Annotated in this window: 26 protein-coding genes; 1 reads left to right on the top strand and 25 read right to left on the bottom strand. The window is 46.1% G+C overall.

Features of this window, described 5'->3' with window-relative positions; all coding sequences use genetic code 11:
* Positions 1 to 26 precede the first annotated feature (26 nt).
* The 25 genes from MKY23_RS17355 to MKY23_RS17475 all read right to left on the bottom strand — a co-directional run bounded on the left by MKY23_RS17355 (position 27) and on the right by MKY23_RS17475 (position 24,917).
* Positions 27 to 1,361, bottom strand: coding sequence for a multi-tm2 domain protein (locus MKY23_RS17355; protein ID WP_154957557.1), 1,335 nt, complete (start codon positions 1,359 to 1,361; stop codon positions 27 to 29).
* A 28-nt stretch (positions 1,362 to 1,389) separates the two neighbouring features.
* Positions 1,390 to 1,842, bottom strand: coding sequence for a hypothetical protein (locus MKY23_RS17360; RefSeq protein ID WP_090917131.1), 453 nt, complete (start codon positions 1,840 to 1,842; stop codon positions 1,390 to 1,392).
* The gene (locus tag MKY23_RS17365) at positions 1,835 to 2,335 is read right to left on the bottom strand and encodes a sigma-70 family RNA polymerase sigma factor (protein WP_090917132.1); all 501 of its coding nucleotides are present in this window, start codon (positions 2,333 to 2,335) and stop codon (positions 1,835 to 1,837) included. Before MKY23_RS17365 ends, MKY23_RS17360 begins: the two co-directional genes overlap by 8 nt.
* A gap of 307 nt (positions 2,336 to 2,642) precedes the next feature.
* Positions 2,643 to 3,368: a DnaD domain-containing protein gene (locus MKY23_RS17370; protein ID WP_260510800.1), complete on the bottom strand. Its 726-nt coding sequence runs from the start codon at positions 3,366 to 3,368 to the stop codon at positions 2,643 to 2,645.
* Complete coding sequence (gene asnS, locus MKY23_RS17375; protein ID WP_339839520.1) at positions 3,368 to 4,663, bottom strand: asparagine--tRNA ligase; 1,296 nt, start codon at positions 4,661 to 4,663, stop codon at positions 3,368 to 3,370. The genes MKY23_RS17370 and asnS overlap by 1 nt, the downstream gene beginning before the upstream one ends.
* A 102-nt stretch (positions 4,664 to 4,765) precedes the next feature.
* Positions 4,766 to 5,971, bottom strand: a complete 1,206-nt coding sequence (locus MKY23_RS17380) for an acetate kinase (protein WP_090917138.1) — start codon at positions 5,969 to 5,971, stop codon at positions 4,766 to 4,768.
* The gene (locus tag MKY23_RS17385) at positions 5,968 to 6,840 is read right to left on the bottom strand and encodes a 3-hydroxyacyl-CoA dehydrogenase NAD-binding domain-containing protein (protein ID WP_090917140.1); all 873 of its coding nucleotides are present in this window, start codon (positions 6,838 to 6,840) and stop codon (positions 5,968 to 5,970) included. The genes MKY23_RS17380 and MKY23_RS17385 overlap by 4 nt, the downstream gene beginning before the upstream one ends.
* A 133-nt stretch (positions 6,841 to 6,973) precedes the next feature.
* Entirely contained in the window at positions 6,974 to 8,476 is a 1,503-nt protein-coding gene (locus MKY23_RS17390; protein ID WP_221788206.1) for an AAA family ATPase, read from the bottom strand.
* Positions 8,469 to 8,996, bottom strand: a complete 528-nt coding sequence (locus tag MKY23_RS17395) for a hypothetical protein (protein ID WP_090917144.1) — start codon at positions 8,994 to 8,996, stop codon at positions 8,469 to 8,471. The genes MKY23_RS17390 and MKY23_RS17395 overlap by 8 nt, the downstream gene beginning before the upstream one ends.
* Positions 8,997 to 9,329: 333 nt before the next feature.
* Positions 9,330 to 9,860: a hypothetical protein gene (locus MKY23_RS17400; protein ID WP_221788205.1), complete on the bottom strand. Its 531-nt coding sequence runs from the start codon at positions 9,858 to 9,860 to the stop codon at positions 9,330 to 9,332.
* A gap of 44 nt (positions 9,861 to 9,904) precedes the next feature.
* Positions 9,905 to 11,212 carry an amidohydrolase gene (locus tag MKY23_RS17405; RefSeq protein ID WP_221788204.1) on the bottom strand — a complete coding sequence of 436 codons (1,308 nt, stop codon included), beginning with the start codon at positions 11,210 to 11,212 and terminating at the stop codon, positions 9,905 to 9,907.
* The gene (locus MKY23_RS17410) at positions 11,196 to 11,852 is read right to left on the bottom strand and encodes a redox-sensing transcriptional repressor Rex (RefSeq protein WP_221788203.1); all 657 of its coding nucleotides are present in this window, start codon (positions 11,850 to 11,852) and stop codon (positions 11,196 to 11,198) included. Before MKY23_RS17410 ends, MKY23_RS17405 begins: the two co-directional genes overlap by 17 nt.
* 218 nt (positions 11,853 to 12,070) lie before the next feature.
* Entirely contained in the window at positions 12,071 to 14,932 is a 2,862-nt protein-coding gene (gene dinG / locus MKY23_RS17415; protein ID WP_221788202.1) for an ATP-dependent DNA helicase DinG, read from the bottom strand.
* 200 nt (positions 14,933 to 15,132) lie between these two features.
* Complete coding sequence (locus tag MKY23_RS17420; RefSeq protein ID WP_312027597.1) at positions 15,133 to 15,828, bottom strand: tetratricopeptide repeat protein; 696 nt, start codon at positions 15,826 to 15,828, stop codon at positions 15,133 to 15,135.
* Positions 15,829 to 15,869: 41 nt separating this feature from the next.
* Entirely contained in the window at positions 15,870 to 16,253 is a 384-nt protein-coding gene (gene panD, locus MKY23_RS17425; RefSeq protein ID WP_090917154.1) for an aspartate 1-decarboxylase, read from the bottom strand.
* On the bottom strand, positions 16,246 to 17,148 hold the full coding sequence (gene panC, locus MKY23_RS17430; protein WP_221788201.1) for a pantoate--beta-alanine ligase: 903 nt from the start codon (positions 17,146 to 17,148) through the stop codon (positions 16,246 to 16,248). The genes panD and panC overlap by 8 nt, the downstream gene beginning before the upstream one ends.
* Positions 17,148 to 18,020, bottom strand: a complete 873-nt coding sequence (panB, locus tag MKY23_RS17435) for a 3-methyl-2-oxobutanoate hydroxymethyltransferase (protein WP_090917158.1) — start codon at positions 18,018 to 18,020, stop codon at positions 17,148 to 17,150. Before panB ends, panC begins: the two co-directional genes overlap by 1 nt.
* 353 nt (positions 18,021 to 18,373) lie before the next feature.
* Positions 18,374 to 19,351 carry a biotin--[acetyl-CoA-carboxylase] ligase gene (locus tag MKY23_RS17440; protein WP_339831123.1) on the bottom strand — a complete coding sequence of 326 codons (978 nt, stop codon included), beginning with the start codon at positions 19,349 to 19,351 and terminating at the stop codon, positions 18,374 to 18,376.
* Entirely contained in the window at positions 19,338 to 20,606 is a 1,269-nt protein-coding gene (locus MKY23_RS17445; RefSeq protein ID WP_339831125.1) for a CCA tRNA nucleotidyltransferase, read from the bottom strand. Before MKY23_RS17445 ends, MKY23_RS17440 begins: the two co-directional genes overlap by 14 nt.
* Before the next feature lie 71 nt (positions 20,607 to 20,677).
* Positions 20,678 to 21,838: an N-acetyl-alpha-D-glucosaminyl L-malate synthase BshA gene (bshA, locus tag MKY23_RS17450; RefSeq protein ID WP_339831127.1), complete on the bottom strand. Its 1,161-nt coding sequence runs from the start codon at positions 21,836 to 21,838 to the stop codon at positions 20,678 to 20,680.
* A 125-nt stretch (positions 21,839 to 21,963) separates the two neighbouring features.
* A complete protein-coding gene (bshB1, locus tag MKY23_RS17455) occupies positions 21,964 to 22,653 on the bottom strand; it encodes a bacillithiol biosynthesis deacetylase BshB1 (protein WP_339831130.1) in 690 nt (229 codons plus the stop codon).
* Positions 22,650 to 23,090 (bottom strand): methylglyoxal synthase, encoded by a 441-nt coding sequence (gene mgsA / locus MKY23_RS17460; protein ID WP_090917168.1) that lies wholly within the window; start codon positions 23,088 to 23,090, stop codon positions 22,650 to 22,652. The genes bshB1 and mgsA overlap by 4 nt, the downstream gene beginning before the upstream one ends.
* Positions 23,091 to 23,108: 18 nt before the next feature.
* The gene (dapB, locus tag MKY23_RS17465) at positions 23,109 to 23,912 is read right to left on the bottom strand and encodes a 4-hydroxy-tetrahydrodipicolinate reductase (protein ID WP_090917170.1); all 804 of its coding nucleotides are present in this window, start codon (positions 23,910 to 23,912) and stop codon (positions 23,109 to 23,111) included.
* 100 nt (positions 23,913 to 24,012) lie between these two features.
* A complete protein-coding gene (locus tag MKY23_RS17470) occupies positions 24,013 to 24,537 on the bottom strand; it encodes a tetratricopeptide repeat protein (protein ID WP_339831134.1) in 525 nt (174 codons plus the stop codon).
* Positions 24,538 to 24,587: 50 nt separating this feature from the next.
* Positions 24,588 to 24,917: a nucleotide pyrophosphohydrolase gene (locus tag MKY23_RS17475; protein WP_090917174.1), complete on the bottom strand. Its 330-nt coding sequence runs from the start codon at positions 24,915 to 24,917 to the stop codon at positions 24,588 to 24,590.
* A gap of 195 nt (positions 24,918 to 25,112) precedes the next feature.
* Between MKY23_RS17475 and MKY23_RS17480 the strand changes: the two genes are divergently transcribed.
* A complete protein-coding gene (locus tag MKY23_RS17480; RefSeq protein ID WP_090917176.1) occupies positions 25,113 to 25,982 on the top strand; it encodes a YitT family protein in 870 nt (289 codons plus the stop codon).
* Positions 25,983 to 26,031: the final 49 nt, after the last annotated feature.

Raw genomic sequence — 26,031 nt, forward strand, 5'->3', positions numbered from 1 at the left:
TTTTTATACTGTTTCTTGTAAACGAATCATCGTTTATCTCGATCCTTGAATAAAAAGAGACTTTCCAATTCATCATCCTTCGTATGGTTTGCATTGGCCATCGATGCCTCAGCAGTAGACTCACGCTGTTTTCCAAATAACAACTTTAACCCACCAAAGATGAGCAAAAAGGAAACGATAACTGTGTTCAAATACGAACGAATCTCATACGTCAGGAACACATTCGGAAACATCTCGTTTAATTGCGGAATAATCAGACGGATCGTTAAATAGTACAAACCGAGAGCCGCGATTCCCATTCCGATAAAACGCTGATGTCGAACCCAGTCTTTGAAGACCGGCTGATCATTAAGCGGTTCTCGTCCATACCGACTTGAGCATTGAAGTCCGTCAAAGAAGCTATAGAACCAGATCAGTGGAATCATAAACAGGAACACAGATAAACGAAGCAGGTCCAGAATGTAGATGCTACCAAGGAACAAAAACATAAGTTGCAGACCTCTTTTTTGCAATCCGAGATACATATGCCCCGCACCCGGAAAAGCGGAGAGCAGTGTGGCCAGCACTTTGCTGCGCTTGCCCATAATTCTGCCTGTCTCGAGCTCTTCAAATAACGTTCGATCCTGTAACACTTCACCAGCCTGCTTGCGATGTACATGCTGGACCGCATCAAACATGCAGTACACCCAGATTACAGGCAGAATGAGCAAAAACATCAAAAATATAGATTCGTTTGTAATGGCGGATACGAACACCATCATGGCGAATGAACCAAAAAACGCGATCAAAAAGGATAAGCCCCGGTGAAGCAATCCAAGATGTAAATGTCCAAGACCAGGCACAAATGAAAGCAAAATGGTGAAAAAACGCTCCCCTTCACTTCCCTTACGATACATGGGGTGAGGTCCCGTAAAGGTTGCCTCATCAGGAAATCCACCATATTCATGCTCACCCTCAGCACCCTGGCGATGCATGTCATTCTGATTTATAGCCCCCATTGGTCCTTGTTCTCTAACATAACCCTCTGGATAGGTTGAACCTTGATGATTTTCAGGATGACCATAATGCATACCTTGTCCGTTGTAATACATTTCTCGGACGGAAGGTGCAGAGAGCAACACAATAATCATGTCTAGCATACTGAGACACCAGATAAAGATCACACCTAATAATCCAAAGACTAGTAGATCCTTATCACCGACCAAATAGGTCAGCATGACAAAACCAATGCCCGTTCCAAAAAATAATAACGGGTAAACTACAGCTCGGGCCGTTCGCCGCCAATAGAGGAACCCAAGCCCAGGGAACAGATTTAATAAAAATGCAAGTAATTTATTACGATCTGAATGCACAGTCGTCATCCTTTCTATTCAGGCCATGTGAAACCAATCAAGGTTTGGGTTTGAAATTATCCAGCCATGAGGTAGCTGCCTCAGTCCATTTCTCGGTAAATGAGCCTGAAGTGTCACCTTCTTGGAATTTATGATAAGGGGCCACCTTGTCAAACAGTCCGGAAGAGAGAAAAATCAATGTTAAACAGGCTGCTACAGCGTAGTGAAATACTCTATGTTCAAACCATCGGCGGTTTCGTTCACCTCTAGAATGTCGTGTCTTGCCATCGGGCGCCATACTCTCAATTCGCTTCATGACGGAGTCGGTAAAATCCACTGAATTCGGTAATGCAGGGTAGTTTCGCTCCATATCTAAAGCTTCAAGATAATCTTGCATTGCGTCTGGTTCATTCAGAAGAAACTGCTCCATCAGAATCGCCTGTTTGCCGCTGATTCGGCCTTCGATATAATCCGTCCATTGCTGGATGGTATACATTTCTTTTTTACTCACGCCACTCTTCCTCCTTCCAATGATTTCGAATCCACTGTCTAGCTCGGTATAACCTTGATTCAACCGTTTTTACAGCAACCTGAGCCTCATGGGCAATTTGCTCATAATTTTTCTCGCTCAGATAATAAGCGGTAATAATATCCCGGTGCTGGGCAGGCAGCTGATTAATCCGCTCACGAAGTTTCTCCTGCCGTTCTTCACGAATGACACGGGCTAGAACGTCTTCATCCCGTCCAGGCAGATTAACTACCATTTCATCTCCGCCCAGATCTTCAGCACTCCGTCTGCCCAGCTTGCGTTTGGCATCAATAGCCTTGTGAAAAGCAATCCGTGTGATCCACGTCTTGAACCCTTCGGATCGGTAGTCGGGGAGAGATTTATAAATCTGAATGAACGCCTCCTGAGCGGCATCCTGTGCATCCTGATCGTTACGTAAGACAGAATACGCCACATGATAGACATGCTGACTGTATTTGTCGATCAGAACACGCATTTGGGATGCATCCCCTTGACGGATTTGTTCAATTACGAGCGCTTCGTCAATAACTCTCCCCTCCTCTCCAATTCTATAGACGACGACTGGTCAACTGACCCCTGCAATTTTTATTAACTTTTTATAATTAGTATTCCTTGGGGTATTGAAGTTATATTTCTTGCTCCGACTGAAAGACCAGTTAAACTATTAAAATCCCCTCGAAAAAACGTGATATAGATTTAGATATAGCTAATAAGAAGTATATTATGGAGCAAAATAATATAAAAAAACAGGCACAGAATGAATTCTGGCCTGTTTATTTAATTTAACGTCCGCCATTGCGGAAACGTTGCGTATACGCTTTGGCATCCTGTACATTTTTAACACGATTCCTGCTCCACTCCAGCAAAATTCGGTCGATGTACCTGAAATGCACTTTTCCTGCAAATACCGCTTCCTTCAAAGCCATCAGAATAAGCTCTTCCTGATAGCGATCCTGATCCAGCCAGCTGGATATCGTTTCACACTCCATTGGCGAGAGAGGACGACCAAATTCTTTTTCAAAAATAGAGAACATATTTCGCTCTTCCTCTTCTTTTTGAACACTGTTCGAATCTGGACGTGAAGTATTGGCTTTTTGTTGTTCTGACCGGGCATGAGCTGCATCTTCCGCTGTACACATCGCAAGCTTGGCATACAAGCCGTGCAGGTCATAACGTTCATACTGAATATCCCGTTCTTCGTCCCGATGCTCATCTATCGTAATGTATCCATCCCTCATCAGACGCTGCAACATTCTGGCAATGCCTTCAGGAGCAAGTCCCATTCGTGTAGCAAGCTCTTCAAGGGTTGGAAATTCATTGAATTCCGCCTGACGGAAGCCCAGTAATTGAATGAGAAGCAGAACCTCAGTATCGGACAATCCAAGCTGATGATAAAAACGTAGTAAGGCATACGGTAGTTGAGCAGTACCTGAAGCCATACCGTAAGCTGCACCGCTTAACCAGGCTTTGGAGGACGCGTCTTCCATATACTCTTTTCCGTTAAGCATTAAGGGTACAGACGATAGAGCATACGAGGGAATGCAATAGTCTCACGAACATGGTCAAGTCCACAGATCCAAGCTACCGTGCGCTCCAATCCCAGACCGAAACCGGAGTGAGGAACCGATCCGTATTTACGCAGATCCAGGTACCATTGGTACGCTTCATCCGAAAGGTTGTGCTCTTCAAAACGCTGTTGCATCAGTTCTGGATCATCGATACGCTGTGATCCACCAATGATCTCACCATAACCTTCCGGCGCAATCATGTCCGCACAGAGAACTACTTCAGGGCGATTTGGATCTGGTTTCATGTAAAATGCTTTGATTCCAGCTGGGTAATGCGTAATAAATACAGGAGTATTGTATTTTTCCGCAATCGCTGTTTCATGTGGTGCACCGAAATCTTCGCCCCAAGGAATGTCAAAGCCTTGTCCATTCAGGAACTCAATCGCTTCGTCATACGTAATACGGGGAAACGGAGCTGTAATGCCTTCCAGTTTGGAGACGTCACGTCCGATAGACTCGAGCTCAGCTCGGCAATTTTTCACCACGGATTGAACAACATGTGCGATGAATTTCTCTTGTACGCGCAGGCTTTCCTCGTGATCGACAAATGCCATCTCCGGCTCAATCATCCAGAACTCAATCAGGTGACGGCGAGTTTTGGATTTCTCTGCACGGAAGGTCGGACCGAAGGAATATACTTTACCAAGAGCCATCGCTGCGGCTTCCATGTACAATTGTCCACTTTGTGTCAGATACGCATCTTCATCAAAATATTTAATATGGAACAGGTTGGTTGTTCCTTCAGCAGATGAAGGTGTCAAGATCGGCGGGTCCACCTGTGTGAATCCGTTACCATCAAAAAACTGCTGAACAGCACGAATAATCTCCGCACGGATCACCATTACCGCACGTTGTTTAGTGGAACGAAGCCACAGATGGCGATGATCCATCAAGAAATCCACACCGTGCTCTTTCGGTGTGATCGGATAGTTTTCCGTGAGGTGAATGATTTGCACGTCAGTAACGGTCATCTCATACCCGGACGTACTGCGTGGCTCTTCACGGATAATACCTGTCACGTAGACAGAGCTTTCCTGGGTCAGGCTTTTGGCATCATTCCAGATGTCTTCACTAACTTCACTCTTAACCACTACACCTTGAATATATCCAGTTCCATCACGAAGTTGCAAAAACTGAATTTTACCGCTGGAGCGTTTGTTATTAATCCAAGCGCCGATGGTAACTGTCTCACCCACGTGCTCTTTCACATTACGAATTACACAATTCGTATCCATGCCCATATCTCCCCTTGGTTCCATAAATTTGAAAATGCAGCGGACAGGTTCGCACCTGCCCTCTGCACTTCATTGTCATCCTGTATTTACTTTACAGTTAGATTACTTAGAATTCAATACGATTCGGTGTGTATCTCGTGCGATGACCAATTCTTCGTTCGTAGGTACGACAAGAACGTCCACTTTTGAATTTTCAGTTGTAATACGGCGTGGCTCGCCGGAACGGATCGCATTTAATGCTTCATCCAGTTCAACGCCGAGGTATGTCAATTGCTCACATACTTTCTGACGAAGAACAACGGAGTTTTCACCCACACCAGCTGTAAATACGATCACGTCTACACCGTTCATCGCCGCAGCATAAGAACCGATATATTTACGCAAACGATATTCATACATTTCAAATGCCAGCGTCGAATTAGGCTCGCCTTTTTCCATGCCTTCTGTAATTTCACGCATATCACTGCTGATTCCGGAAATCGCCAGAAGTCCACTGTGTTTGTTCAACATGGAGCTAACTTCGCTTACGCTAAGTTCTTCCTTGTTCATAACATAAGGCACAATCGCTGGATCAAGGTCACCACTACGCGTTCCCATCATCAGACCTTCAAGTGGAGTCATACCCATCGATGTATCCACTGATACGCCGCCTTTAACAGCAGTTACACTACCACCGTTACCTACGTGACAAGTGATGATTTTCAAGTCTTCCACCGGACGACCGAGATACTCGGCTGCCGCTTTGCTTACGTAATCATGGGAGGTACCATGGGCGCCGTAACGACGTACTTTGTATTTTTTGTAAAGTACACGTGGAATAGCATATAGATAAGCATGTTCAGGCATCGTTTGGTGGAACGCTGTATCAAACACCATTACCTGAGGCACACCTGGCATATTCAATTCCGCCGCACGAATACCCATCATTGCAGCCGGGTTATGCAGTGGAGCTAAGTCAAACAAACGACGGATTTCCGCTTTTGCAGCGTCGTCTACCAGTGAAGATTCTTTAAACGCTTCACCGCCGTGTACTACACGGTGACCTACAGCCTGAATTTCACTAACAGAAGCAACCACGCCGTGTTCCTTGTGTGTCAACAAATCAATGACTTTACGAATCGCAGTCGTATGTTCCAGAATCTCACTAACTTCCGTAACTTCCTCACGGCCAGTCGGTTTATGTGTCAGAATGGAAGAATCCATCCCGATCCGCTCTACCAGACCTTTTGCAAGTACCGATTCATCTTCCATGTTGTACAATTGATATTTGAGCGAGGAACTCCCCGCGTTAATTACGAGTATATTCACAGACGGTCACCATCCTTGTCGTACTTGAAGAATCCTTCTCCTGATTTTACGCCCAGATGACCTGCGCGTACCATTTTTTTCAGGACAATCGAAGGACGATATTTCAGTTCTCCGAATTCACGGAACATTCTTTCGAGGGCTGCTTCAACGGAATCCAGTCCGAAGCGGTCAGCCATTTCAAGCGGTCCATGTTGGAAATTATAACCGATACGCATTGCATCATCGATGTCCTCAGCAGAAGCTACACCTTCTTGCAGGACATGAAGCGCTTCGTTGATCAGCAAGCAGATCAGACGGGAGGTTACAAATCCAGGGGATTCATAGATCATAACGCCTTTTTTGTCTACGACTTCTTCAACAAAGCGGCGAGTTTCTTCAAATGTAGTATCGGATGTTTTCAGACCACGAATAATCTCAACAAGATCAACCCGGGATACCGGGTGAATAAAGTGCATACCAATAACACGCTCCGGGTACTTGGTCGAGCTTGCAAGCTCGGTCAAACTCAGCGTGGACGTGTTACTTGCCAAAATCACATTGCTTGGACATACCTGATCCAATTGATTAAAGACTGCTTTTTTAGCTTCCAGATCTTCCGAGATCGTTTCAATAACCATATCGCAAGAGCCCAGTTCAGCCAAGTGCGCTACTTTCGTAATACGGGAGAGAATCAATTTCTTCTCCGCTTTGGTAATCGCCCATTTCTCGAGCTGTTTATCCAAATTGGTTTCAATCATGTCATATGCATGATCAAGCTTCTTAGTCGTATGCTCCACTAGAAGCACATCAAGTCCTTTGGCTGCGAGCATCTGGGAAATTCCTTGCCCCATCGTACCGCCGCCGACAACTCCTATTTTTTTGAAAAACATGGTTCTGCTCCATCCTTTCGGTTCTCTATTTCTCTATTGTACCCTGTTCGCCGAAAATTACAAATTTCGACCCAACAACTAATAATATCTTAGCACGACTGAAATGTAAAAAAAAATAACCAGCATAAAGAAATTATGCTGGTAAACGTGCACTGTCACGAAATTGACAACGAAATTGTTCTCCTGACAAAACTTCCTCACGCATCAGAATGTCGAGTGAATTGTCGAAAATTGACCGTTGCTCTTCAAGCCGGCGTTTCGTCTGCTCCATCAGTTCCTGAAGAATAACTTTATTTTCTCTCATCAGTTCTTCGGTAGTGACCATATCCATATTTACAATCCCGAGTGACGTCAAACCGGAAGCCATCATCGTCTGTACAACATTCGTCGCTTGTTCAAAGTCATTGCGTGAACCTGTAGAACGACCACCATAGTACATTTCTTCGGCGGCTGCACCACCCAGTGCAATCATGATCTGCTCCTCCAGAAAACGTTTCGTATACAGAAACTGCTCCTGTTGCGGGTTATGACGCACGTACCCAAGTGCCTGTCCACGCGGACTAAGGGCTACCTGGCTTACGCTCCCTGGACGCACAAGCTCAGCCATAATGGCATGTCCGAGTTCATGAATGGCCACTCTCTTCTTTTCCTCAACGCTCGACTCACGATCGGTTTTCTCACCCATCATCACTTTGTCAATCGCAAGAGATAAATGACGCTGTTCGATGGTCATTAAGCCCTCACGCATCGCGTAGATCGCTGCTTCATTCATGACACTTTCGAGCTGTGCGCCTGAGAAACCGTAAGACTCTTCCGCTGTTTTTTCCAGGCTCACGCCTTGTGTAAGTGGTTTGTTCACTGCATGTAGCTCCAAGATGTGTTTTCTACCTTTTTTATCTGGTAAATCCACCTGAATATGACGGTCAAAGCGCCCTGGACGTGTCAGTGCACTATCGAGCATCTCTTTACGGTTGGTAGCTGCAATCAGCAATATTCTAGGCGTATCGGATGTGTAGATACCATCCATCTCCGTCAGCAATTGATTTAAGGTCTGATCATACTCACGTTGCTGTCCGCCTTCACGTTTACCACCGATCACATCAATCTCATCAATAAAAATGATCGCATTTTCCTTGTTTTCCTTCGCTGCCCGTGTTCTGGCATCCTTAAACAAATCCCGAATTCTGCTGGCACCTACACCGACATACATTTCAACAAACTCACTGCCTGATGCCGCTACGAATACCGAATCCGTGTAGTGAGCCGCGGCTTTAGCCATCAACGTTTTCCCTGTTCCCGGAGGACCAGTCAGCAAAATACCTTTCATTGGCCTTATCCCAAACTTCTGTATTTCTTCATGACGGATCAGAAAGTCAAGCGCCTCTCTTAATTCCTGCTTGGCACTGTCCTGACCTCCAATTTCTTCGAACGTCAGTTTTGAAGGTCCTTTTTTCTTCCGTTTACGCTCTTGTCCAGCACCTACCGTAATCCCGCCGCGCATCTGCATCATGAATAACAACCCACCAACCAACAATGCTGCGATCAGAATCGGAACAATATTTACACCGATAAAAGCAAGAAAAATGATAACAACGGGGACAATTCCTATGGCTGCTTCTTTTGTCCATTTAGGCATTAGGCCACACTCCTATCTGACCGGGTACACGCGGCAGTATAATAAACTTGCTGGCTTCTCCGTCTCGCAGACTTACATAAACATTGTTGTCATCCATCGCCGTATTGACTTGAATTCCTCCTGTAGCCATCTTGGACAACGTCGGAGTAATCTCGGCGTATTGTTTGTTCTCCATCGCTTGGGCTACGGTAAACATGGCATCTCCCCACCAGTTTTCAAGCGCCTCATTGGAGTGGTCTACGACATCCAGTTTGAGCGCTCGGGAGCCGATCAGGTTCTGTCCTTCTCTATGAATATATTGCACCAGTCTACCTAAATCTACATTTGGCTTTAAATCAAGTTTCATTTGTACATCATTGCGGTTAATAGTTAACTGAACGCTATTAACACCTTCGTACTGAGTAACCATCTTTTCAATCGGACTCTGTACGGCTACTTGACGGTATATGAACCAACCTCCAAACAACAGGACGGCAGAAACTACGGCGGTCAGAACAATAGGCAATACTTTCAGCTTCAAATGAATTACCCCTCCCAAAATGAGCCCGTCCTTAATCTACAGGCTTGTATATTTAGCTGTACATCATGTCTGCAACGTTTATTGCAGATTTATTTGCGTTGTTCGTTAACTCCAGTACATATCTGAGTATATCACATCGTATATACAATTTCGAAGGCGAAAATATGAATAAATTAATAATTTTAACTATTTCATTTGATGTTCAATGGTTGGAATGCCAAAAAACCGGTTCAGTCGGTATCCCGTCTGCCGGTTTTTTGGCTTATTGTTATGTGCAACTATCTATGAATTGACCGTTCTATTCATCATCATAGTAGAAGAAGAAGTATGAAGTTAGCTGTTCGGTAAAGTATATACCAGATCGACTTGTTCTCCGTTGCTAAATCGGTAAAAGCGATAATAGTTATGCGTATCATCGTTATAGTACACTTGCCACACATAGATATTGTTCACAACACCTGGCATGATCCGTTTGATCTCACCGCCTGGAACATCTGAGCTGAAACGGTTGCGAATCTGCGTTTCGGACATCCCGTTCTGCAATAACTCACTGTGCACACCTGCCGCGCCTTGTACAGGCTGATTATTATTATCAAACTTGACCCAGACCATAATGTCCTGATTATCTTTGTTTTTAGCTGTCATCGTCCAGTATATGTTGTCAGCGCCACTCTTTTCGCCCCACACGTACTTCCGCAGTTCATCAGGTGCTGTAATGCCCAGCTGGTTCTGTGCCGATTCAATCGCCAATGCTTCTTCCTGCCGCTGATCCTGCGTGACATAGACGTAATATCGCTGAAGCCCAATCAAGATCAGAACGAGAATGAGCAGCGATATCCATATCCACTTCTTTTTTTTCTTCAAGAGTTGAACTTCCTTTCCCTAAAAGTGCGCATTGAAGTTGCCTCTTAACGCGCAAGCAATTGATCAAAGGCCAACTGGGATTCCCGCAAAATGCGCTCTTCATCCAGTGTTAAACATTCACCATGTTTTACGACTTGTTTGCCATCTACCCATACATGTTCCACATCTTTCGCCGAAGCCGAGTAAATTGCATGTGAAATCAAATCCGTGTGTGGATAGAAGTGAGCCTGTTCAATGTTGAGTGCAATAAAATCAGCCTTTTTACCAACTTTCAAAACTCCAGTATCGTTCAGGAAGATGGACTTCGCACCGTAAGCTGTTCCAAGAAGCAACGCTTCCCCGGCAGGTACGGCGGTAGGATCACCGGATACTCCTTTATGAATTAAAGCTGCAAGTCTCATTTCCTCAAACATATCGAGATTGTTGTTGCTTGCCGGTCCGTCTGTTCCTAAAGATACAGTAACTCCTGCTTTCAACAAAGCGGGAACACGAGCTACACCCGATGCAAGCTTCAAATTACTACCCGGATTATGGGATACAGCGACATCATGACGTGCCAAGATCTCGATCTCTTCATCGTTGAGATGCACAGCATGCGCTACGAGTGAAGGACGTGAGAAAAAGCCATGCTTCTCCAAATGTGCCACTGGACGCATGCCATAATCTGATACATTCTGCTCCACTTCACGAAGCGTCTCTGACATGTGCGTATGGAGAGGCAGGTTTAGATCATGCGCAACTTGAACAAGCTTCTCTATGTAATCTGGAGGGCATGTGTAAGGCGCGTGCGGAGAGATTACGGTTGTGATGCGTCCATCCGCCTGTCCATTCCATTCACGCGCAAACGCAGCGGACTCTTCGAGCTTTCGCATCTGCTCTTCTTCGGAGCACAGTCCAATGACACCGCGAGCCAGCGCAGCTCTTGCTCCTGACTGTTCAACCACTTTTGCTACCTGATCCATGTGGTCATACATGTCCAGGAAAGCTGTTGTTCCGCCTTTTAACATCTCAAGCACCGAAAGGGATGCTCCCCAATACACGTCCTCAGAAGTCATTTTGGCTTCCATTGGCCACATTTTTTCTTGTAACCACACTTGCAATGCCAGGTCATCACCATGACCTCGAAGCAGAGACATTGCCGCATGACCATGCGTATTGATCAGACCCGGCAGGAAGAGCAGTCCTTTTCCATCCACTTTAGGCAGGTTCTCGTCACCATCCGGAAGCGTCTCACCAATATGCACAATCTTGTCATTTTCAACGACCATATACCCTTGAATCACAGTCCAATTGGCACCTTCATTTACAGCAAATTTACCATTTTGGATTACCCATTTATTCGTTGTTGTCATCAAGCTCATCTTCCTTCCCGTTCTCCAAATAATAAGCCAAACTGAGCAAATCCGTTGTAAAGTCCGCATGATGAATCCGCACATGTGAAGGCGTCTTTAGAATCGTCGGCGCAAAATTCAGAATCGCCTCAATACCCGATTCAATCAGTTGATCGGCAACATTCTGAGCTTCCGTGTCCGGCACCGTGATGATCCCGATACGGATGTTATCTTTCTGAACCGCTTCTGTAAGTTCTTCCATAGGTTTGACCGTCAGGCTATTAATATTACTGCCAATCTTAGGCCCAAACGCATCAAAAATAGCGACAATTTTCATATTGTCCTTCAAATAAGCATTATAATTCGATAAGGCATGTCCGAGATTACCGGCCCCTACCAGAGCCACATTAATTTGCTGATCAATTTTCAAAATGTGACGAATCTTCTCGATCAGGTAAGACACATCATACCCGATTCCTTTACGACCAAAATCACCGAAATAAGCTAAATCTTTACGGATTTGAGCTGGATTCAAATCCAGTCGCTGTCCTAGCTCCTGCGAGGAAACCGTTGTCACCTCACGCTGAACCAACTCGTTTAAATAACGCAAATATACAGGCAGACGCCGTACTACCGCTTCTGATATTTTATCCGATTTCATCCTTGCTCCCCCTTACCATCGCCACGATTAAATAAATATTGAAAAGATGAGCATTCTGTATACATGCAATATCCATGCATGATGTCCTCATACAGAATGCCCGAATTATTAGGAATATAAGTTCATTAAAGCGCTGCCCTGTTCGAACTTTGTGAAGTCTTCTTCAAAGTTTAACGCCATGGTGAAGTCCAATGCAATGTTATAGCTTTACATCGTAATTATTTTTGAGTTTCTGCAGGTCGATCTAACCATTCAGCAATACGGGGAACCATCTGTTCTGTCAGCATATGCTCCATCTTTGGTCCAGGTAGCGAATACAGGAAGTACTTGCCGTAATAAGCTTCAATTACACGCGTATCATACACAATGACGATTCCGCGATCTTTGCCTGTCCGAACAAGCCTGCCGAACCCCTGCTTGAAGCGAATGACTGCCTGTGGCACAGAAAGCTTCATAAATGGATTTTTCTTCTGCTCTTGTAACAGTTCACTCTTCGCTTCCAGAAGCGGATGGTTAGGCGGCTGGAAAGGCAGTCTCACAATCGCAAGACAGGTCAGCGCTTCACCCGGAATATCGACGCCCTCCCAGAAGCTACTCGTACCCAGCAGGACTGCTGCTTTGGCATCCTGGAAGCGTCGGGTCAACTTCGAACGATTCCCGCTGTCAACACCTTGCCCCAGTAGCGAGATGTCATTCCCGGACAAAGCCTCTTTCAGTGGTTCATAGACTTGTCGAAGCATTTTATAAGAGGTAAACAGCACCATCATACGTCCTTGAGTTGCAATCGCCGTCTCAGCAAGAGAGTGCACCAGCATCTGTACAAAGTGCGCGTCCCCTACGCTCCCCTTCAAACTCGGGAAATCCCGCGGGATTACTAACAAAGCTTGTTCCCGATAATTGAATGGGGAAGGTAGCATCGAGGTCAGAAGCCGATTATTGTCGGCAGCTTCCTGCAAACCCAGTTGCTCAATCATGAACTGGAATGACTTATCCACCGACAGCGTAGCCGATGTAAGCACAACGCTTTTCTTTTTATCGAAAAACATCTCTTTCAATTGCGCGCTAACATCCACCGGAACAGCGTATAGCTGGAGTGACTTGCTACGGAACTGTCCGCTGGCCTCCATCCAGTACACGGTCTTGGCATCATCCATACGCATGAAGAATCTTAAATTCTCCTTCATCGTCGTCAGATCTTTCAAGAGCCCGGTGATATCAGTGATCAGACTGTCGGACTGATAATCATCCTGATCTTCTTTTACTTCGAGCAACAGTTTGTCACCCTTACGAACCAAATCACCCAATGTCACATAGATCTGGTTCTCCAAATCCTGCAACTCCTGCCACTTGGCAGGCTTCTGAGACGCTTTAAGCCGCAGCGAGAACTGTCCGGTCTCCCCTGGAGAAGCATCACTCCGTTCAGGCAGAAGACCAAACAGAGCATCGCTCAGACGATCCCACATTTCCTTCACTTCAACGGCAAGGGGAAACATCTGATCCACCATTGAACCCCATTGTACACCGTTCTCGTGCCCTGACAACTGGGAGCGGAGCATTGGGAGCTGACCGTTACGACTATCTTTAAACAAACGGGTCAGTGTGTGTACGAGCGTAAAATACTTCATGTGAAGCCCAAGGTGTTTACCCGCTACATCTTCAAGATGGTGCGCTTCATCAATGACCAGACTTTCATAAGCTGGCAACAGCTGATGAGCAGCCTTCACGTCTGTAAACAGTTTGGAGTGATTGGTAATCACAATATCAGAAAGTCCTGCCTCATGTTTCGCACGATGATAGAAGCACTTGCGGAACCACGGACAGGATCTACCGAGACAAGACTCGGACTCGCTCTGCACCGTTTCCCAGAAATCTCCTCCGCGTGCACTAAGGTTCAATTCTTCATCGTCACCCGTTTCGGTTTGTGTGAGCCACACAATCATCTGTGCTGCCGTGAAGTAGTCCTCTTTCGGCGTAGCAAATTCACGTTTGTTGATTTTGTGTTCGAATTTGCGTAGACAGAGATAATGGCCTCTCCCCTTGAACACGGAAGCTTTGAACGGAAAAGGAACTACCTGCGTCAGCATCGGAATATCTCGTTCGCGCAGTTGTTCTTGCAAGTTAATGGTGTGAGTGCTTACCATCACCTTCTGTTCTTGTTTTACACTTTCATAAATAGCAGGTAACAAATATCCCAAGGATTTCCCTGTTCCCGTTCCGGCTTCCAGCAAAAGATGTTTCTCTTCATCCAGTGCCTGCCGTACACTGCCAAACATCTGTGTCTGTGCTTCACGCTCTTCATAATGATCCAGTGTCTCTTTGAGGTTGGCGCGCACCTGATCCATAAACTGATCAAAGGTCACACCGTCCAGCGGATTCGCTTCTCTTTCATCCCGAGGAGCTCCAATTTCCGTCCAGTCACTAACGTTAAGCGCCAGCTGACGATAATAGGTATGCCCATCCAGGTCCTGAATCGGTTCTGCTTCCTTTTCTGCACGTAGTCCGTCGAAAAACCATCCCAGATCACTGTCTTCTGGTGCAAACAGGTCGCTTAGCCGCTGAATTGTAATTAACGGCAGCTCTCTTAGTTCATCGAGACATTTGAGCAAAACATGAGCTGTTGCCAGTGCATCACTGTCAGCCTGATGGGGCCGGTCATGTTCAAATCCAAATTCGGCTGATACATAACCAAGCTGGTATGAACCCAACGAAGGAAAAGTTATTTTCAAGAAATCAATCGTATCCAGAATACGACCTGTAAACGGTAAATATCCACATCGATCAAGTGCATTCTGTAAAAAATGAAAATCGAATGCTACGTTATGGCCCACCAGAACCACATCGTCAAGAAGCGGTACCATCTCCATCATCATCTCTTCAAGAGATGGAGCATCCGCGACATCTTCTTCTGTAATTCCGGTCAACCCAGTGATGAATGGCGGAATTGGAACACCCGGATTTACATAAGAACTATATATTTGAGTTATGCTGAAGTCATGGTCTATGATGGCAAGTCCGGCTTGTATGATCTCACCGTCGGACTGCGTGCCGGTTGTTTCGAAATCCAAAACGGCAAATTTCATTGCAATATACGATCCCTTCCATTCCAGTCTATGTTACAGCATAGCAAAAAAAAGGACATTTGAAAATTAACTGACAAAAAAGCGGTGTTTCCGCCGCTATGTCAAAGGAGGAAACACCGTTCTTTTGTTGCCAAATGTCTTTTTCAATTCAGGGCAATTTGGGCATGTCTTGAAACAGACTGAAGTGCAAGTGCAGATTTTCAGACACACCCTAGCTGGTTTGCGTATTGCAGTTTACCTCTGTTCAGCCTGCAAACTTCCATGTTGTACAGAGGTTCGGTCAACGTCGGGTCATACTGAAGGGCCTGTGCGAACAGGGAGCATGCTGCTTCTGGATTGGAGAGCTTCGCTTGGATACAGCCCAGAGCATTACATACAAGGCCTTTGAGTCTTGCTGATCCCTTAAGTAGCATAATCTGCTGTAAATGGGTTTCAGACTCATAAATCTGCTCCAGACTTAAGTGTGCGAGTGCCAGATAAAAACGGGCTAAGGCACTATCCGGGTAATCGTTCACAACCCGTAAGAATTGATCAATAGCCTGCGGATACATTTGTAGCTTGAAATATCCTTGGCCGCGGCTGAAGCATTCAAGATGAAGTTCAGGCAAAGCTGTCACTGCTTCCTGCTCCGGCTCAAGTGAAGCCGGTTTGTCCAGCTCCCTTTCCCGAATCTGACTCATCTTTTCTTCAAACATTAGCCATTCATCCAGCATCCCGTCACTCATTCGTTTGAGCAAATTCCATTTTTGTTGCAGCTCCTGTTTGTTCAGACCTTCAGCGGAAGGATAGCTCTTGATAATTTCATCTAACATGTCGTTCATTTCGGCGAAAACATGCTGGAACATCGATGCATCCCCACCCTTGGAAAATGAATTAGTGCAGTGACCTGTACTCATTTTTTGCTGGATAGGCCGATTTCATTCCCCTTCCCAGTCGATTACAAGATCGTGGCGTGAACTTCTTTCTTCATCGTCTGAACCGGTTTGTTCTGACTGTCCACAAACACCACGGTAGGTTTATGCGTATTCGCTTCTTCCTGTGACATCATGGCATAAGAAATGATAATGACTGTATCTCCAGGCTGTACAAGACGAGCGGCAGCACCGTTCAGACAGATGACGCCACTGCCGCGAGGTCCTGGAATGACATAAGTCTCCAGCCTTGCTCCGTTGTTATTGTTCACAATTTGCACTTTTTCATTTTCCATTAAATCCGAAGTTTCCATAAGGTCTTCATCAATGGTAATGCTACCCACATAGTTCAAGTTGGCTTCCGTTACCGTAGCACGGTGAATCTTGGATTTCATTAGAGTTCTAAACATGGGACAGCACCTCCATTTTTTGAATACGTATATTATCAATCAATCTTGTTTTCCCAAATTTCACGGCTAGTGCAATCAGCAGATCATCATATGCATTCAATTCCTCTTGGTCTGCAAGAGGCTCCAGACTTGGAAAAGCCTGAATCTCGGCATAATCAATGACAGCATGCGCAGATTTGCCAATATGTTCATGAAGCAGACGACGAATGTCTTTCGCTGTAACGGCTGTTCTAATCTCCACCGACTCCTGTGCGGCGCGCAGTGCCTGAGACAAGACCAAAGCTTCCTGACGTAGCTCTGCGCTCAAATAGACATTACGAGAGCTGAGCGCCAAACCGTCCTGCTCACGAACGATAGGACAAGGGATAATGTCCACTGGCATATTCAGATCATGTACCATTTGCTCAATAACGGCCACTTGCTGCGCATCCTTCATCCCAAAAAAGGCTTTCTGCGGTTGCACGATGTTAAACAGCTTCGATACTACGGTAGTCACCCCGTTAAAATGCCCTGGCCGGGATGCGCCACATAAGTGCTCTGTAATCCCGGATACTGCAATCGTCGTTTGCGTCGACTGGGGATACATCTCTTCCACCGAGGGAATAAATACGATATCTACCCCTTCAGCACGAGCCGTTTCAAGATCGCGCTGTTCATCCCGCGGATAACTTTCAAAGTCTTCATTCGGGCCAAACTGTATCGGATTAACAAAGATGCTTAGAACAACGATGTGGCTCTGTTCTCTCGCTGCTTTCATCAGACTGGCATGGCCTTGATGAAGATATCCCATGGTGGGCACCAGTCCAACGATCGTTTCTTCGGAATGGATCGCTTGCTTTTTTCGCATCAAGCTTAGTTCCTGTCTTAACTCTGTGATCGTGCGTATGACTTTCATCAGCGAATTTCCACCTTTTCTTTACGTTGTCCATACAATCCATCCAGCACGCCATCCGCTGCACTGAAAACATGCTCTTCGGCCGGGAAGGAGCGATCCTTCACTTCTTTTACATACGTTTCAATACTGCTGCGAATCACGCTTCCTACATCACCATAAGTTTTGACAAATCGTTTAGGCGTGTATGGTGAAGCATATTGAACCACATCATGAAAAACGAGCACTTGACCGTCACATCCCCGCCCTGCACCAATGCCAATGGTCGGGATCGACAATTCCTTCGAGATTGCCTCGGCCACTTCTTCCGTCACGAGCTCGAGCACGATGCCGAAAGCCCCTGCGGCTTCAAGCGCTTTGGCTTCATCCATCAGACGTTTGGCATCTGCTGCATCCTTGCCCTGAATCCGGTAACCACCGATCTGATTCACCGATTGTGGTGTTAATCCAATATGTCCGAGCACAGGCACACCTGCTTGCACAACAGCCTTGACTGTCTCTGCAATCTCAACGCCGCCTTCCATTTTGACCGCATGAGCATGACCTTCCTGCATCAACCGGCGAACACCTTTCAATGTTTCATCAACGCTACCGTGATACGTCATAAAAGGCATATCTGCAACGATAAACGTGTGTTCCGCTCCACGCACAACCGACCGAGTGTGGTAGACCATATCATCAATCGTGACTGGCAAAGTTGAGTTATAACCAAGGACAACATTACCTAAAGAGTCGCCCACCAAAATCATGTCAATGCCGGCTTCTTCGGCGAGCAGAGCAGTTGGATAGTCATAAGCTGTAATCATGCTAAGCGGGATGCCATCTTGCTTGTATTTTTTCATCTTCACAATGTTTAATGCTTGTTTGTTTGCCATTTGTCTTGTACCCCTCTCACCTTTTCAATTAAACGCAACAAAAAAACCTTTTAGTTTTCCACTAAAAAGTCCCGAAAAGTCAAAAAAGAGTCACTTGCGATCGTCCCTTCTGTCTCGGTCCTCTTCGGCTCAGAGCAGAATCCAACAACACATTTGTTCTTATTCCATTTTTTCCTTGCTATTGCTGTCCTACTTGTCTACGTAAAACGCATCAAGCAGAACTAAGGTTACTGCTCATCGGAGTGCAGCTCGGTCATTACAGCCCGATACCGCCTCACGAAAACAGTATACCAAAGTTCTGCTCAAAGTTCACGTCTTATGTTCGAGATCATACAAGAGTTTTCGACAAAATATCAGCTTTTCCAAGTCACTTCGCCAGATATGATCAGTTCGCGTACCCCATCCTGCTTCTCAACTACCAGTGCTCCCGAAGAGTCCAGCCCTACAGCTGTTCCCTCAATCACACCGTGAGGATTGGTAACAGTCACCTTTCGATTTAACGAAACGGACAACGCTTCCCATAGTGAAGATATAACTCCAAATCCCTCTTTTTGATATAAAAAATAAAGATGTTCCATTTCCGTTAAAATAGCGGCTGCCAGCCCCGTCCGATCAATCGCTTGCCCTGTTTCAATCTGAATCGATGTGGCAATCTGTTGCAATTCTTCCGGATAATCCTGAGAATCGAAATTTACATCTACGCCAATGCCCGCAATGCAATATCGAACCTGATGATCTTCCACCGCAGATTCAAGTAAAATGCCACATATCTTACGGTCATTAATCAACAAGTCATTCGGCCATTTGATGCCAGCCTCTGCACCAGTATAAGCTCGAATCGCTCGACATACAGCTACACCAGTCATAAGGGTAAGCTGGGGCGTATGTTGCAACGGTAATTCGGGGCGTAGCAGCACGCTCATCCAGATCCCTTTTCCAGGAGGGGAGAACCACTTGCGGCCGAAACGCCCCCTGCCGCCAGTCTGTTCTTCAGCGAAAACCACCGCGCCCTCACTCTCGCCCTCTTCTGCCAGCTTAAGAACATCAGCCTGTGTAGATGACGTTGAGGACAGCATGATCGCTTTACGGCCAAATGTCGTCGTCTTCAGAGCAAGTTGGAGAGCTGTCTCATCAATGCTTTCGGGTCTCGTGACCAGACGGTACCCTTTACGGGAAACGGCTTCAAACTCATAACCCATCTCCCGTAATTTATTGACATGTTTCCATACGGCGGTTCGGCTGATGGACAGATGCCGGCTAATCTCCTCGCCCGACACAAACTGTCCGTCAGCATGAAGTAACATATGTAATAAGTCCTCATGCTTGGTCATTCGCAGCCACCCGTTTCACTTCAGCACTTAGTGTTTCATACTGATTCTTTATATTTCCAATCGCCGTTTCCCTGAGCAGATGTTTCATGAGTTGTCCGAGCCAAGGTCCACCTTTGCGCTCCACTAATTGCAACACCTGTTCACCGGTGATTTCGAGTTCTTTTATTGCGTGGACTGGCATGGATCGGCTCCAGTCTGCCGCGAGAGTTTGAACTTTAACAAGTCGATCATGTGTCTGTTCAGAACCTTCACGCCACTGTTTCGGCAATTGCTCTTGCAAGAGCAGCCAGTCGTTAGCCGCCTGAGCACCACAATGGAGTACGGACACAATCCAGTTTTCCCGCAGCCCTTGATCATCTTCGCACTGCTCCACAAAATCAGTCACCAGTTGCTCCATCTGAAGGACACCCGTAATTCGAACACGTTGTTCATTGGAAAATGTCCACAGCCGCAATAACTTGTCTGCTTCTTCCCGGTTGTATCCACCAGCCAGCAACACACATGACCATCGAAGCAACACATGTTCTCCTGCCAAATGTTGCAAGCCAGTTAACAAATCTTTATTGAACCTGGAAGAATCCACTGGTGCTTTGACATACTCTAGCGCTCTGCTGCGAAATAACAATTCCAATCCCTTGAGCGGATGAGGACCTGCCATCATTTTTACCATCTCGGTACGAACCCGTTCCATCGCTATATGCCGGAGCAGTTCGCGTTGATCAACGAGTCCCTTCCATGTATTGTACGCAATCCTGAAATTAAAGACGGAAGCGAACCGAACGCAGCGCAACATACGCAGAGCATCCTCACCAAAACGCTCAACCGCCAGGCCTACACAACGCACAATCTCTTGTTTAATATCAACTTGTCCGCCAAAAGGGTCAACTATAGCTCCCTTCACGTCCATTGCAAGAGCATTCATGGTGAAATCACGCCGCTCTAAATCTTCCTTGATGTCTTGAACAAACTGCACTGCTGCAGGCCTACGATTATCCTGATATTCCGACTCTGTCCGAAAGGTCGTCACTTCAAAGTAATAGCCGCCAGAGCGGACCGTCACAGTCCCATGCTGTAATCCCGTAGGAATACAATCATCAAAGAGAGCCATAACCTGCTCGGGAGAAGCAGAGGTCGTAATGTCCATGTCGTCCACGGCACGCCCCAGTATTTCATCCCGAACACAGCCGCCAACCCAATAAGCCTCGAAGCCATGTTCATTTAATCGAGTAAGGACATTCTCACTTTGTTTTGCCATTTCATCATCTGCTTGTGTCCATTGAACCACCACATATCACCTCTTCTCTTGCCAGTTGTGGTTCCCCACACTTAACCGCAAACGGGATTGAGACTGGGGATTTCTCTTCCAAGCACACGATAATATATCTTTTCATATTCCTGCCGAATGGAGTCATTGCAGAAATCATGATGTGCACGATGAAGGCAAGCCTCCCGGATATCGGCAGCCAAACGCTCATTCGTCAGAAGACGAATCGCATTCTCAGCCATAGATTGGGTATCCCCGATCGGAGAGAGGAATCCTGTCTTCCCATGCAATACTAGTTCCGGAATACCGCCAGCCTGCGAACCAATCGTAGGTACACCACATGCCATCGCTTCAAGTGCTACTAGACCAAAGCTCTCTTTCTCGGATGGAAGCATTAAAATGTCGGCCATTGATATCACCTGAGCCACATCATCCTGTCTACCCAGGAAATGAACCTTTTCACTCAAGCCCAGTTCTTTAATTTTACACTGAATTTTGGGCAAGTCGGGGCCTTCACCCACAAACAACAACTTCGCGGGAACCTGCTCCTGAACTTGACGGAATACTTCCACTACGTCTTGTGTTCGCTTGACTGGACGAAAGTTCGAGATGTGCATCAGTATTTTTTCATGAGGGGCAGCATAATCACGTCGCAGACTCGCTGCATCTCTTGGATAATAAACACGTTTATCAATAAAATTATAGGTCAGGTCAATCGAACGCTGAATATCCAGTAGTTCAACCGTCTCCCGAATCAAATCCTGAGAAACAGCTGTTACCGCATCACTTTCATTGATCGCAAGACGGATCAGATCTTTCAACGATTCATCCTGAGCAAGTACCGTAATATCCGTCCCATGCAGGGTTGTAACCACTTTCAGATTGTCTCCGACCATCTGTTTGGCTAGAAATGCACATACCGCATGCGGTACAGCATAATGCACATGTAGCAAGTCTAGCTGTTGAGCCTTTGCCACCTGAGCCATCTTGGTTGCTAAAGACAGGTCATACGGAGGATACCGAAACACGTAATAATCGTTAACCTCTACTTCATGATAAAAGATATTCTTCTGAAACTTTCCTAATCTGAACGGAATGCTGTTCGCAATAAAATGAACCTGATGTCCCTGTTCGGCCAGCAATTTGCCGAGTTCCGTTGCGACAACCCCGGATCCTCCGAGGGACGGATAACAGGTGATTCCGATTTTTAGCTTTTGATCCATCCGGTTGGACGCTCCTTTGATCTCCCGCATATTGCAGGTTGATATCATGCAACGGAAATTGATTGATGTCATGATTTGTTCAAGTGTGAATATATGGTTCTATCTATATACAGAGGTAGCGCCGTTTAGACGCCAAACTGTTTCACTAAATAAGGCGTTATCGTTGCAAATCCTTCTGCAAACGGGATTAAACTACGTTGTCCAAGTAAGGAATCACGTGCCCTCACTCGTTCGATATAACCTTGATTCAGCGGTGTAGATACGATGCCTGCACCCTGCTCGAACTGAGATCGATAACAGCGAAGCGAGGCTTCCTTTTGTTCATAGTGTTCCGTAATATCCACAATCAAATCCGTAGGACCGATATCGTTGATAAAGTAAAAATAAGTTTCCTTCACTTGTACAGCTGGCATGTCCGGCATATAATTTCGAAGCTTCGCGTTAAATACCGCTTCTTGCACGAGTTTGCTACACATAATATGATCGGGATGCCGATCCTCCCAGTAAGGTGCAAAAACAATTCGAGGTGCATGTCTGCGAATCTCAGCGGTAACCGCTTCTACATGTTCTGGTGTAACATACAGCCCCCGGTCAGGTAATTCGAGATTTGTTCGACACGAAAGACCGAGGACGCGTGAGGCTTGCTCCGCTTCCTCGGTTCTACGCTCCACGGTGCCATTGGAGGACATCTCGGCACGAGTCAGGTCACATACGCCTACCTTTAACCCGGCAGCCGTATGTTTCGCAATCGTTCCAGCCATGCCAATCTCGGCATCGTCCGCATGCGCACCGAAGATAAGAATATCTAGACTCATTGAGAGTCACCTGTATTCAATCCAGCGTCCGGCTTATACTTATGTACGAGTTCCCTCCAGGCAAAATCGCCGCGGTCAAGAGCTTTAACAAGGATCTCGGCTGTTGCAATATTGGTAGCCAGTGGAATGCCCTGAACATCGCACAGGCGAAGCAGTGCATTAATGTCCGGCTCATGGGGTTGTGCCATTAACGGATCACGAAGGAAAATGATCAGATCCATCTCGTTTTGTGCAACCAACGCTCCAATCTGTTGGTCTCCCCCAAGTGGCCCTGATTCAAAACGATGAATCTGCAGGGATGTACCTTCCATAATACGAAGACCTGTCGTACCTGTTGAATATAATTGATGGTCTGTAAACACAGGCTCATAGGCCGTAACGAAGTTTACCATTTCTTCTTTTTTACGATCGTGGGCAATAAATGCGATTTTCAACATGACAATCTTCAATCTCCTTTAGTCGATAAAGTGGTCAAAGCCGTAAACGAGTCCTGTATATTCCATCACCTTTTGTACGCCGATCTTGACTCCTGGCATATAACCAGCACGCTCATATGAATCATGACGAATTTTCAGCGACTGTCCGTAATCGCCAAATACAACTTCCTGCTGTGCGAATACACCTGGCAAACGCACGCTGTGAATGCGGAATCCGTTATAATATCCACCACGTGCACCCTCAATCGTTTCTTCTTCGTTCGGATTGCCTTGACGAATTTCTTCACGATTGGCTGCAATCAATTCAGCTGTTTTGATCGCTGTTCCTGAAGGTGCATCCAGCTTCTGATCGCCATGGTATTCAATGATCTCTACGTTAGGCATATGTTTGGCTGCCTGTGCTGCAAAACGCATCATAAGGATGGCTCCAATCGAGAAGTTAGGCGCGATCAGTCCGCCAATACCTTTCTCCTGGCATTGCTTGTCCAACTGTTCAATCTGCTCCGGCGTAAAGCCGGTAACACCCATGACGGGTCTTACGCCATGGCGGATAGCAATCTCTGTATGAGCAAAAGCAAATTGAGGCACTGTAAAGTCAACCATGACCTGTGGTTTGGTTTCAGCAAAAGCCATCTCGATATCATCGGTTACCAATACGCCACACTCTGGCAGTCCTACCAGCGTTCCTGCATCCGTGCCTGCTCCGGAGCGGTTGACAGCGGCAGCAAGCTCCAAATCCGGGTCTTGCAGTACCAGTTTCACAACTTCACGGCCCATTCGTCCAGCCGCTCCGATCACGGCAACTCTTATCACTTCACTCATCTTAGCTGCATCTCCTTCACTATGTTAGTTCATCTAGTCGTGTTAACCCATGCATCTCATCCAGTCTGTATTTATTATAACACTCGACTGTGAATATCAATTACTGCATCGATTTCAACCGTTGCTTCGTTTGTTGTAACATCTGATACAACTGCCCGTTCTGCGGATCAAGCACAATTGCATCATGTAACACCTGAAGGGCACTTTCGTATTCGTTCAGATCGCTGTGAGCAAGAGCCAGCATCACATGTGCCTCCACAGATAGTGGATCCAGCCTAATGGCTTCTTTAAGAAGCTGGGAAGCCTCGACATATGGCTTGCTTGATTCTGTTCCAGCCTGCTCAAGCAGTAATTTGGCTCTAACTGTAAGTTGCTTCGCTTCAAGTGTCTGCAGATGAAGCACATATTCTTCGGCACCTTCGGATAGTTCCACCGCCTTGCGGGCATATTCGAGTGCAGGAAGCAAATGTTTGCTTCGGGCGTGCGTTATGGAACAGCGATAATATAACTCGGCATGTTCCGGGTGAGCATGAATAGCCGCTTCGAACCAGCGAATGGCTTGCTCAAAATCATTTTGCAATATACAGCGGTAAGCCTGCTGCATATAATCTTCCGGTTTCATCATCAAGCTGACCCTCCCCGTGCGGGTGATGGTACAGCATATGTAATCTACGCCTAATCGGTGTTTTTTGGAGTCCACCGATTTGCGTCGCGGGTATTAAATTTATGCATAACTTTGTCATGCGCTTCAGCCAGATCAATACCGAGCGAGTTTGCAAAGCAGATAGTGATAAATAAAATATCACCAAGCTCAAGTTCAATTGAATTGGCAGCTTCGGAAGCTTTCTTCGGTTTCTCTCCGAACTCGTGATTCACTTCACGGGCAAGCTCTCCAACCTCTTCAGACATCCGGGCCAGCATGGCCAGAGGACTGAAATATCCCTCTTTAAATTGAGAAATATAGAGGTCAACCTCACGCTGCATTTCCGCCATACTTTTCTCCATGAGAGCAGGTTCTCCTTCTATTCTGATGTCGTGTTTGTTCCTAATAATATCAGTTATTGATGTTTACTTCCACCATCATACGGTACAAATCATGATTAATGTCCGGCATAATCATTTTTAAAGACTATAGAAACAGGTATACTAAGATGGGAATGATGACTTCCTCATTCTAATTCAAGTACAGAGAGGGATCTTATGAGCACTACCAAAACGTGGATTCAACTAAAACTTGTACTCCCAATACTGTTGGGTACAGCTTTATACGCCTTTGGGCTTCTTTATTTTATTATCCCCAATCAGTTGATGGAGGGCGGACTTACCGGGGTTACCGTGCTGATTAACTATGCCTTCGGGGTTTCCCCATCCCTTACCACTCTTATTTTAAATGTTCCGTTATTTCTGATTGGGCTTAAAGTGCTCGGTAGCAGACAGATGATTTATACCGGAGTTGGGATTGGGGCGTTGACCTTATTTCTGTGGCTGTTTGAGAAAATGATTCATCAAGGCTGGATTGAACCGTTACATACCGAGAATGATCTTCTCTTGGCCGCATTATATGCAGGGGTTACCTTGGGAGCCGGGCTTGGCATCGTGTTCCGCTGGGGCGGTACGACAGGTGGTTCCGACATTATCGCGCGTATCCTGAATCGAAAATATGGGTGGAGTATGGGACGAGTGCTGTTAGGTATCGACTTTGTGATCATTGGCCTTTCCCTCATTTACATTCCCAAGGAAAAAATTCTGTATACACTCGTCGCTGTGTTTATTGCATCGAAAGTGATCGATTTCATTCAGGAAGGTGCCTATTCAGCCCGTGCATTTATGATCATCAGCGATCATGCTCCCGAGATTGCCGATCAGATCACCAAAGATATGGATCGCGGCGTTACGCTCATTCCAGCCATCGGCGCTTACTCGAAACAAGCAAAGCATATGGCATACTGTGTTATTTCCAGGCAAGAATTTCGCAGGTTACAAACGATTGTACGTTCCATTGATCCCAGGGCATTTGTCATTATCAGTGATGTACACGATGTGCATGGGGAAGGTTTTAAAGAAAGCTGAGACTTTATTTTTACGATAGTAAATATGCAAAAAAGAAACCTCTTCCCAC

Origin of the sequence: Paenibacillus sp. FSL R7-0272 (assembly GCF_037969905.1) — a bacterium.
GTDB lineage: Bacteria > Bacillota > Bacilli > Paenibacillales > Paenibacillaceae > Paenibacillus > Paenibacillus polysaccharolyticus.

Excerpts from the sequence above, each read along its gene's own strand:
- MKY23_RS17355 (WP_154957557.1), bottom strand. The coding sequence starts at position 1,361 with ATGACGACTGTGCATTCAGATCGTAATAAATTACTTGCATTTTTATTA.
- MKY23_RS17365 (WP_090917132.1), bottom strand. The coding sequence starts at position 2,335 with ATGCGTGTTCTGATCGACAAATACAGTCAGCATGTCTATCATGTGGCG.
- MKY23_RS17370 (WP_260510800.1), bottom strand. The coding sequence starts at position 3,368 with ATGCTTAACGGAAAAGAGTATATGGAAGACGCGTCCTCCAAAGCCTGG.
- asnS (WP_339839520.1), bottom strand. The coding sequence starts at position 4,663 with ATGGATACGAATTGTGTAATTCGTAATGTGAAAGAGCACGTGGGTGAG.
- MKY23_RS17385 (WP_090917140.1), bottom strand. The coding sequence starts at position 6,840 with ATGTTTTTCAAAAAAATAGGAGTTGTCGGCGGCGGTACGATGGGGCAA.
- MKY23_RS17390 (WP_221788206.1), bottom strand. The coding sequence starts at position 8,476 with ATGCCTAAATGGACAAAAGAAGCAGCCATAGGAATTGTCCCCGTTGTT.
- MKY23_RS17405 (WP_221788204.1), bottom strand. The coding sequence starts at position 11,212 with ATGACAACAACGAATAAATGGGTAATCCAAAATGGTAAATTTGCTGTA.
- MKY23_RS17410 (WP_221788203.1), bottom strand. The coding sequence starts at position 11,852 with ATGAAATCGGATAAAATATCAGAAGCGGTAGTACGGCGTCTGCCTGTA.
- dinG (WP_221788202.1), bottom strand. The coding sequence starts at position 14,932 with ATGAAATTTGCCGTTTTGGATTTCGAAACAACCGGCACGCAGTCCGAC.
- MKY23_RS17420 (WP_312027597.1), bottom strand. The coding sequence starts at position 15,828 with ATGAGTACAGGTCACTGCACTAATTCATTTTCCAAGGGTGGGGATGCA.
- panD (WP_090917154.1), bottom strand. The coding sequence starts at position 16,253 with ATGTTTAGAACTCTAATGAAATCCAAGATTCACCGTGCTACGGTAACG.
- panC (WP_221788201.1), bottom strand. The coding sequence starts at position 17,148 with ATGAAAGTCATACGCACGATCACAGAGTTAAGACAGGAACTAAGCTTG.
- panB (WP_090917158.1), bottom strand. The coding sequence starts at position 18,020 with ATGGCAAACAAACAAGCATTAAACATTGTGAAGATGAAAAAATACAAG.
- MKY23_RS17440 (WP_339831123.1), bottom strand. The coding sequence starts at position 19,351 with ATGACCAAGCATGAGGACTTATTACATATGTTACTTCATGCTGACGGA.
- MKY23_RS17445 (WP_339831125.1), bottom strand. The coding sequence starts at position 20,606 with ATGGCAAAACAAAGTGAGAATGTCCTTACTCGATTAAATGAACATGGC.
- bshA (WP_339831127.1), bottom strand. The coding sequence starts at position 21,838 with ATGGATCAAAAGCTAAAAATCGGAATCACCTGTTATCCGTCCCTCGGA.
- bshB1 (WP_339831130.1), bottom strand. The coding sequence starts at position 22,653 with ATGAGTCTAGATATTCTTATCTTCGGTGCGCATGCGGACGATGCCGAG.
- mgsA (WP_090917168.1), bottom strand. The coding sequence starts at position 23,090 with ATGTTGAAAATCGCATTTATTGCCCACGATCGTAAAAAAGAAGAAATG.
- dapB (WP_090917170.1), bottom strand. The coding sequence starts at position 23,912 with ATGAGTGAAGTGATAAGAGTTGCCGTGATCGGAGCGGCTGGACGAATG.
- MKY23_RS17470 (WP_339831134.1), bottom strand. The coding sequence starts at position 24,537 with ATGATGAAACCGGAAGATTATATGCAGCAGGCTTACCGCTGTATATTG.
- MKY23_RS17475 (WP_090917174.1), bottom strand. The coding sequence starts at position 24,917 with ATGGAGAAAAGTATGGCGGAAATGCAGCGTGAGGTTGACCTCTATATT.
- MKY23_RS17480 (WP_090917176.1), top strand. The coding sequence starts at position 25,113 with ATGAGCACTACCAAAACGTGGATTCAACTAAAACTTGTACTCCCAATA.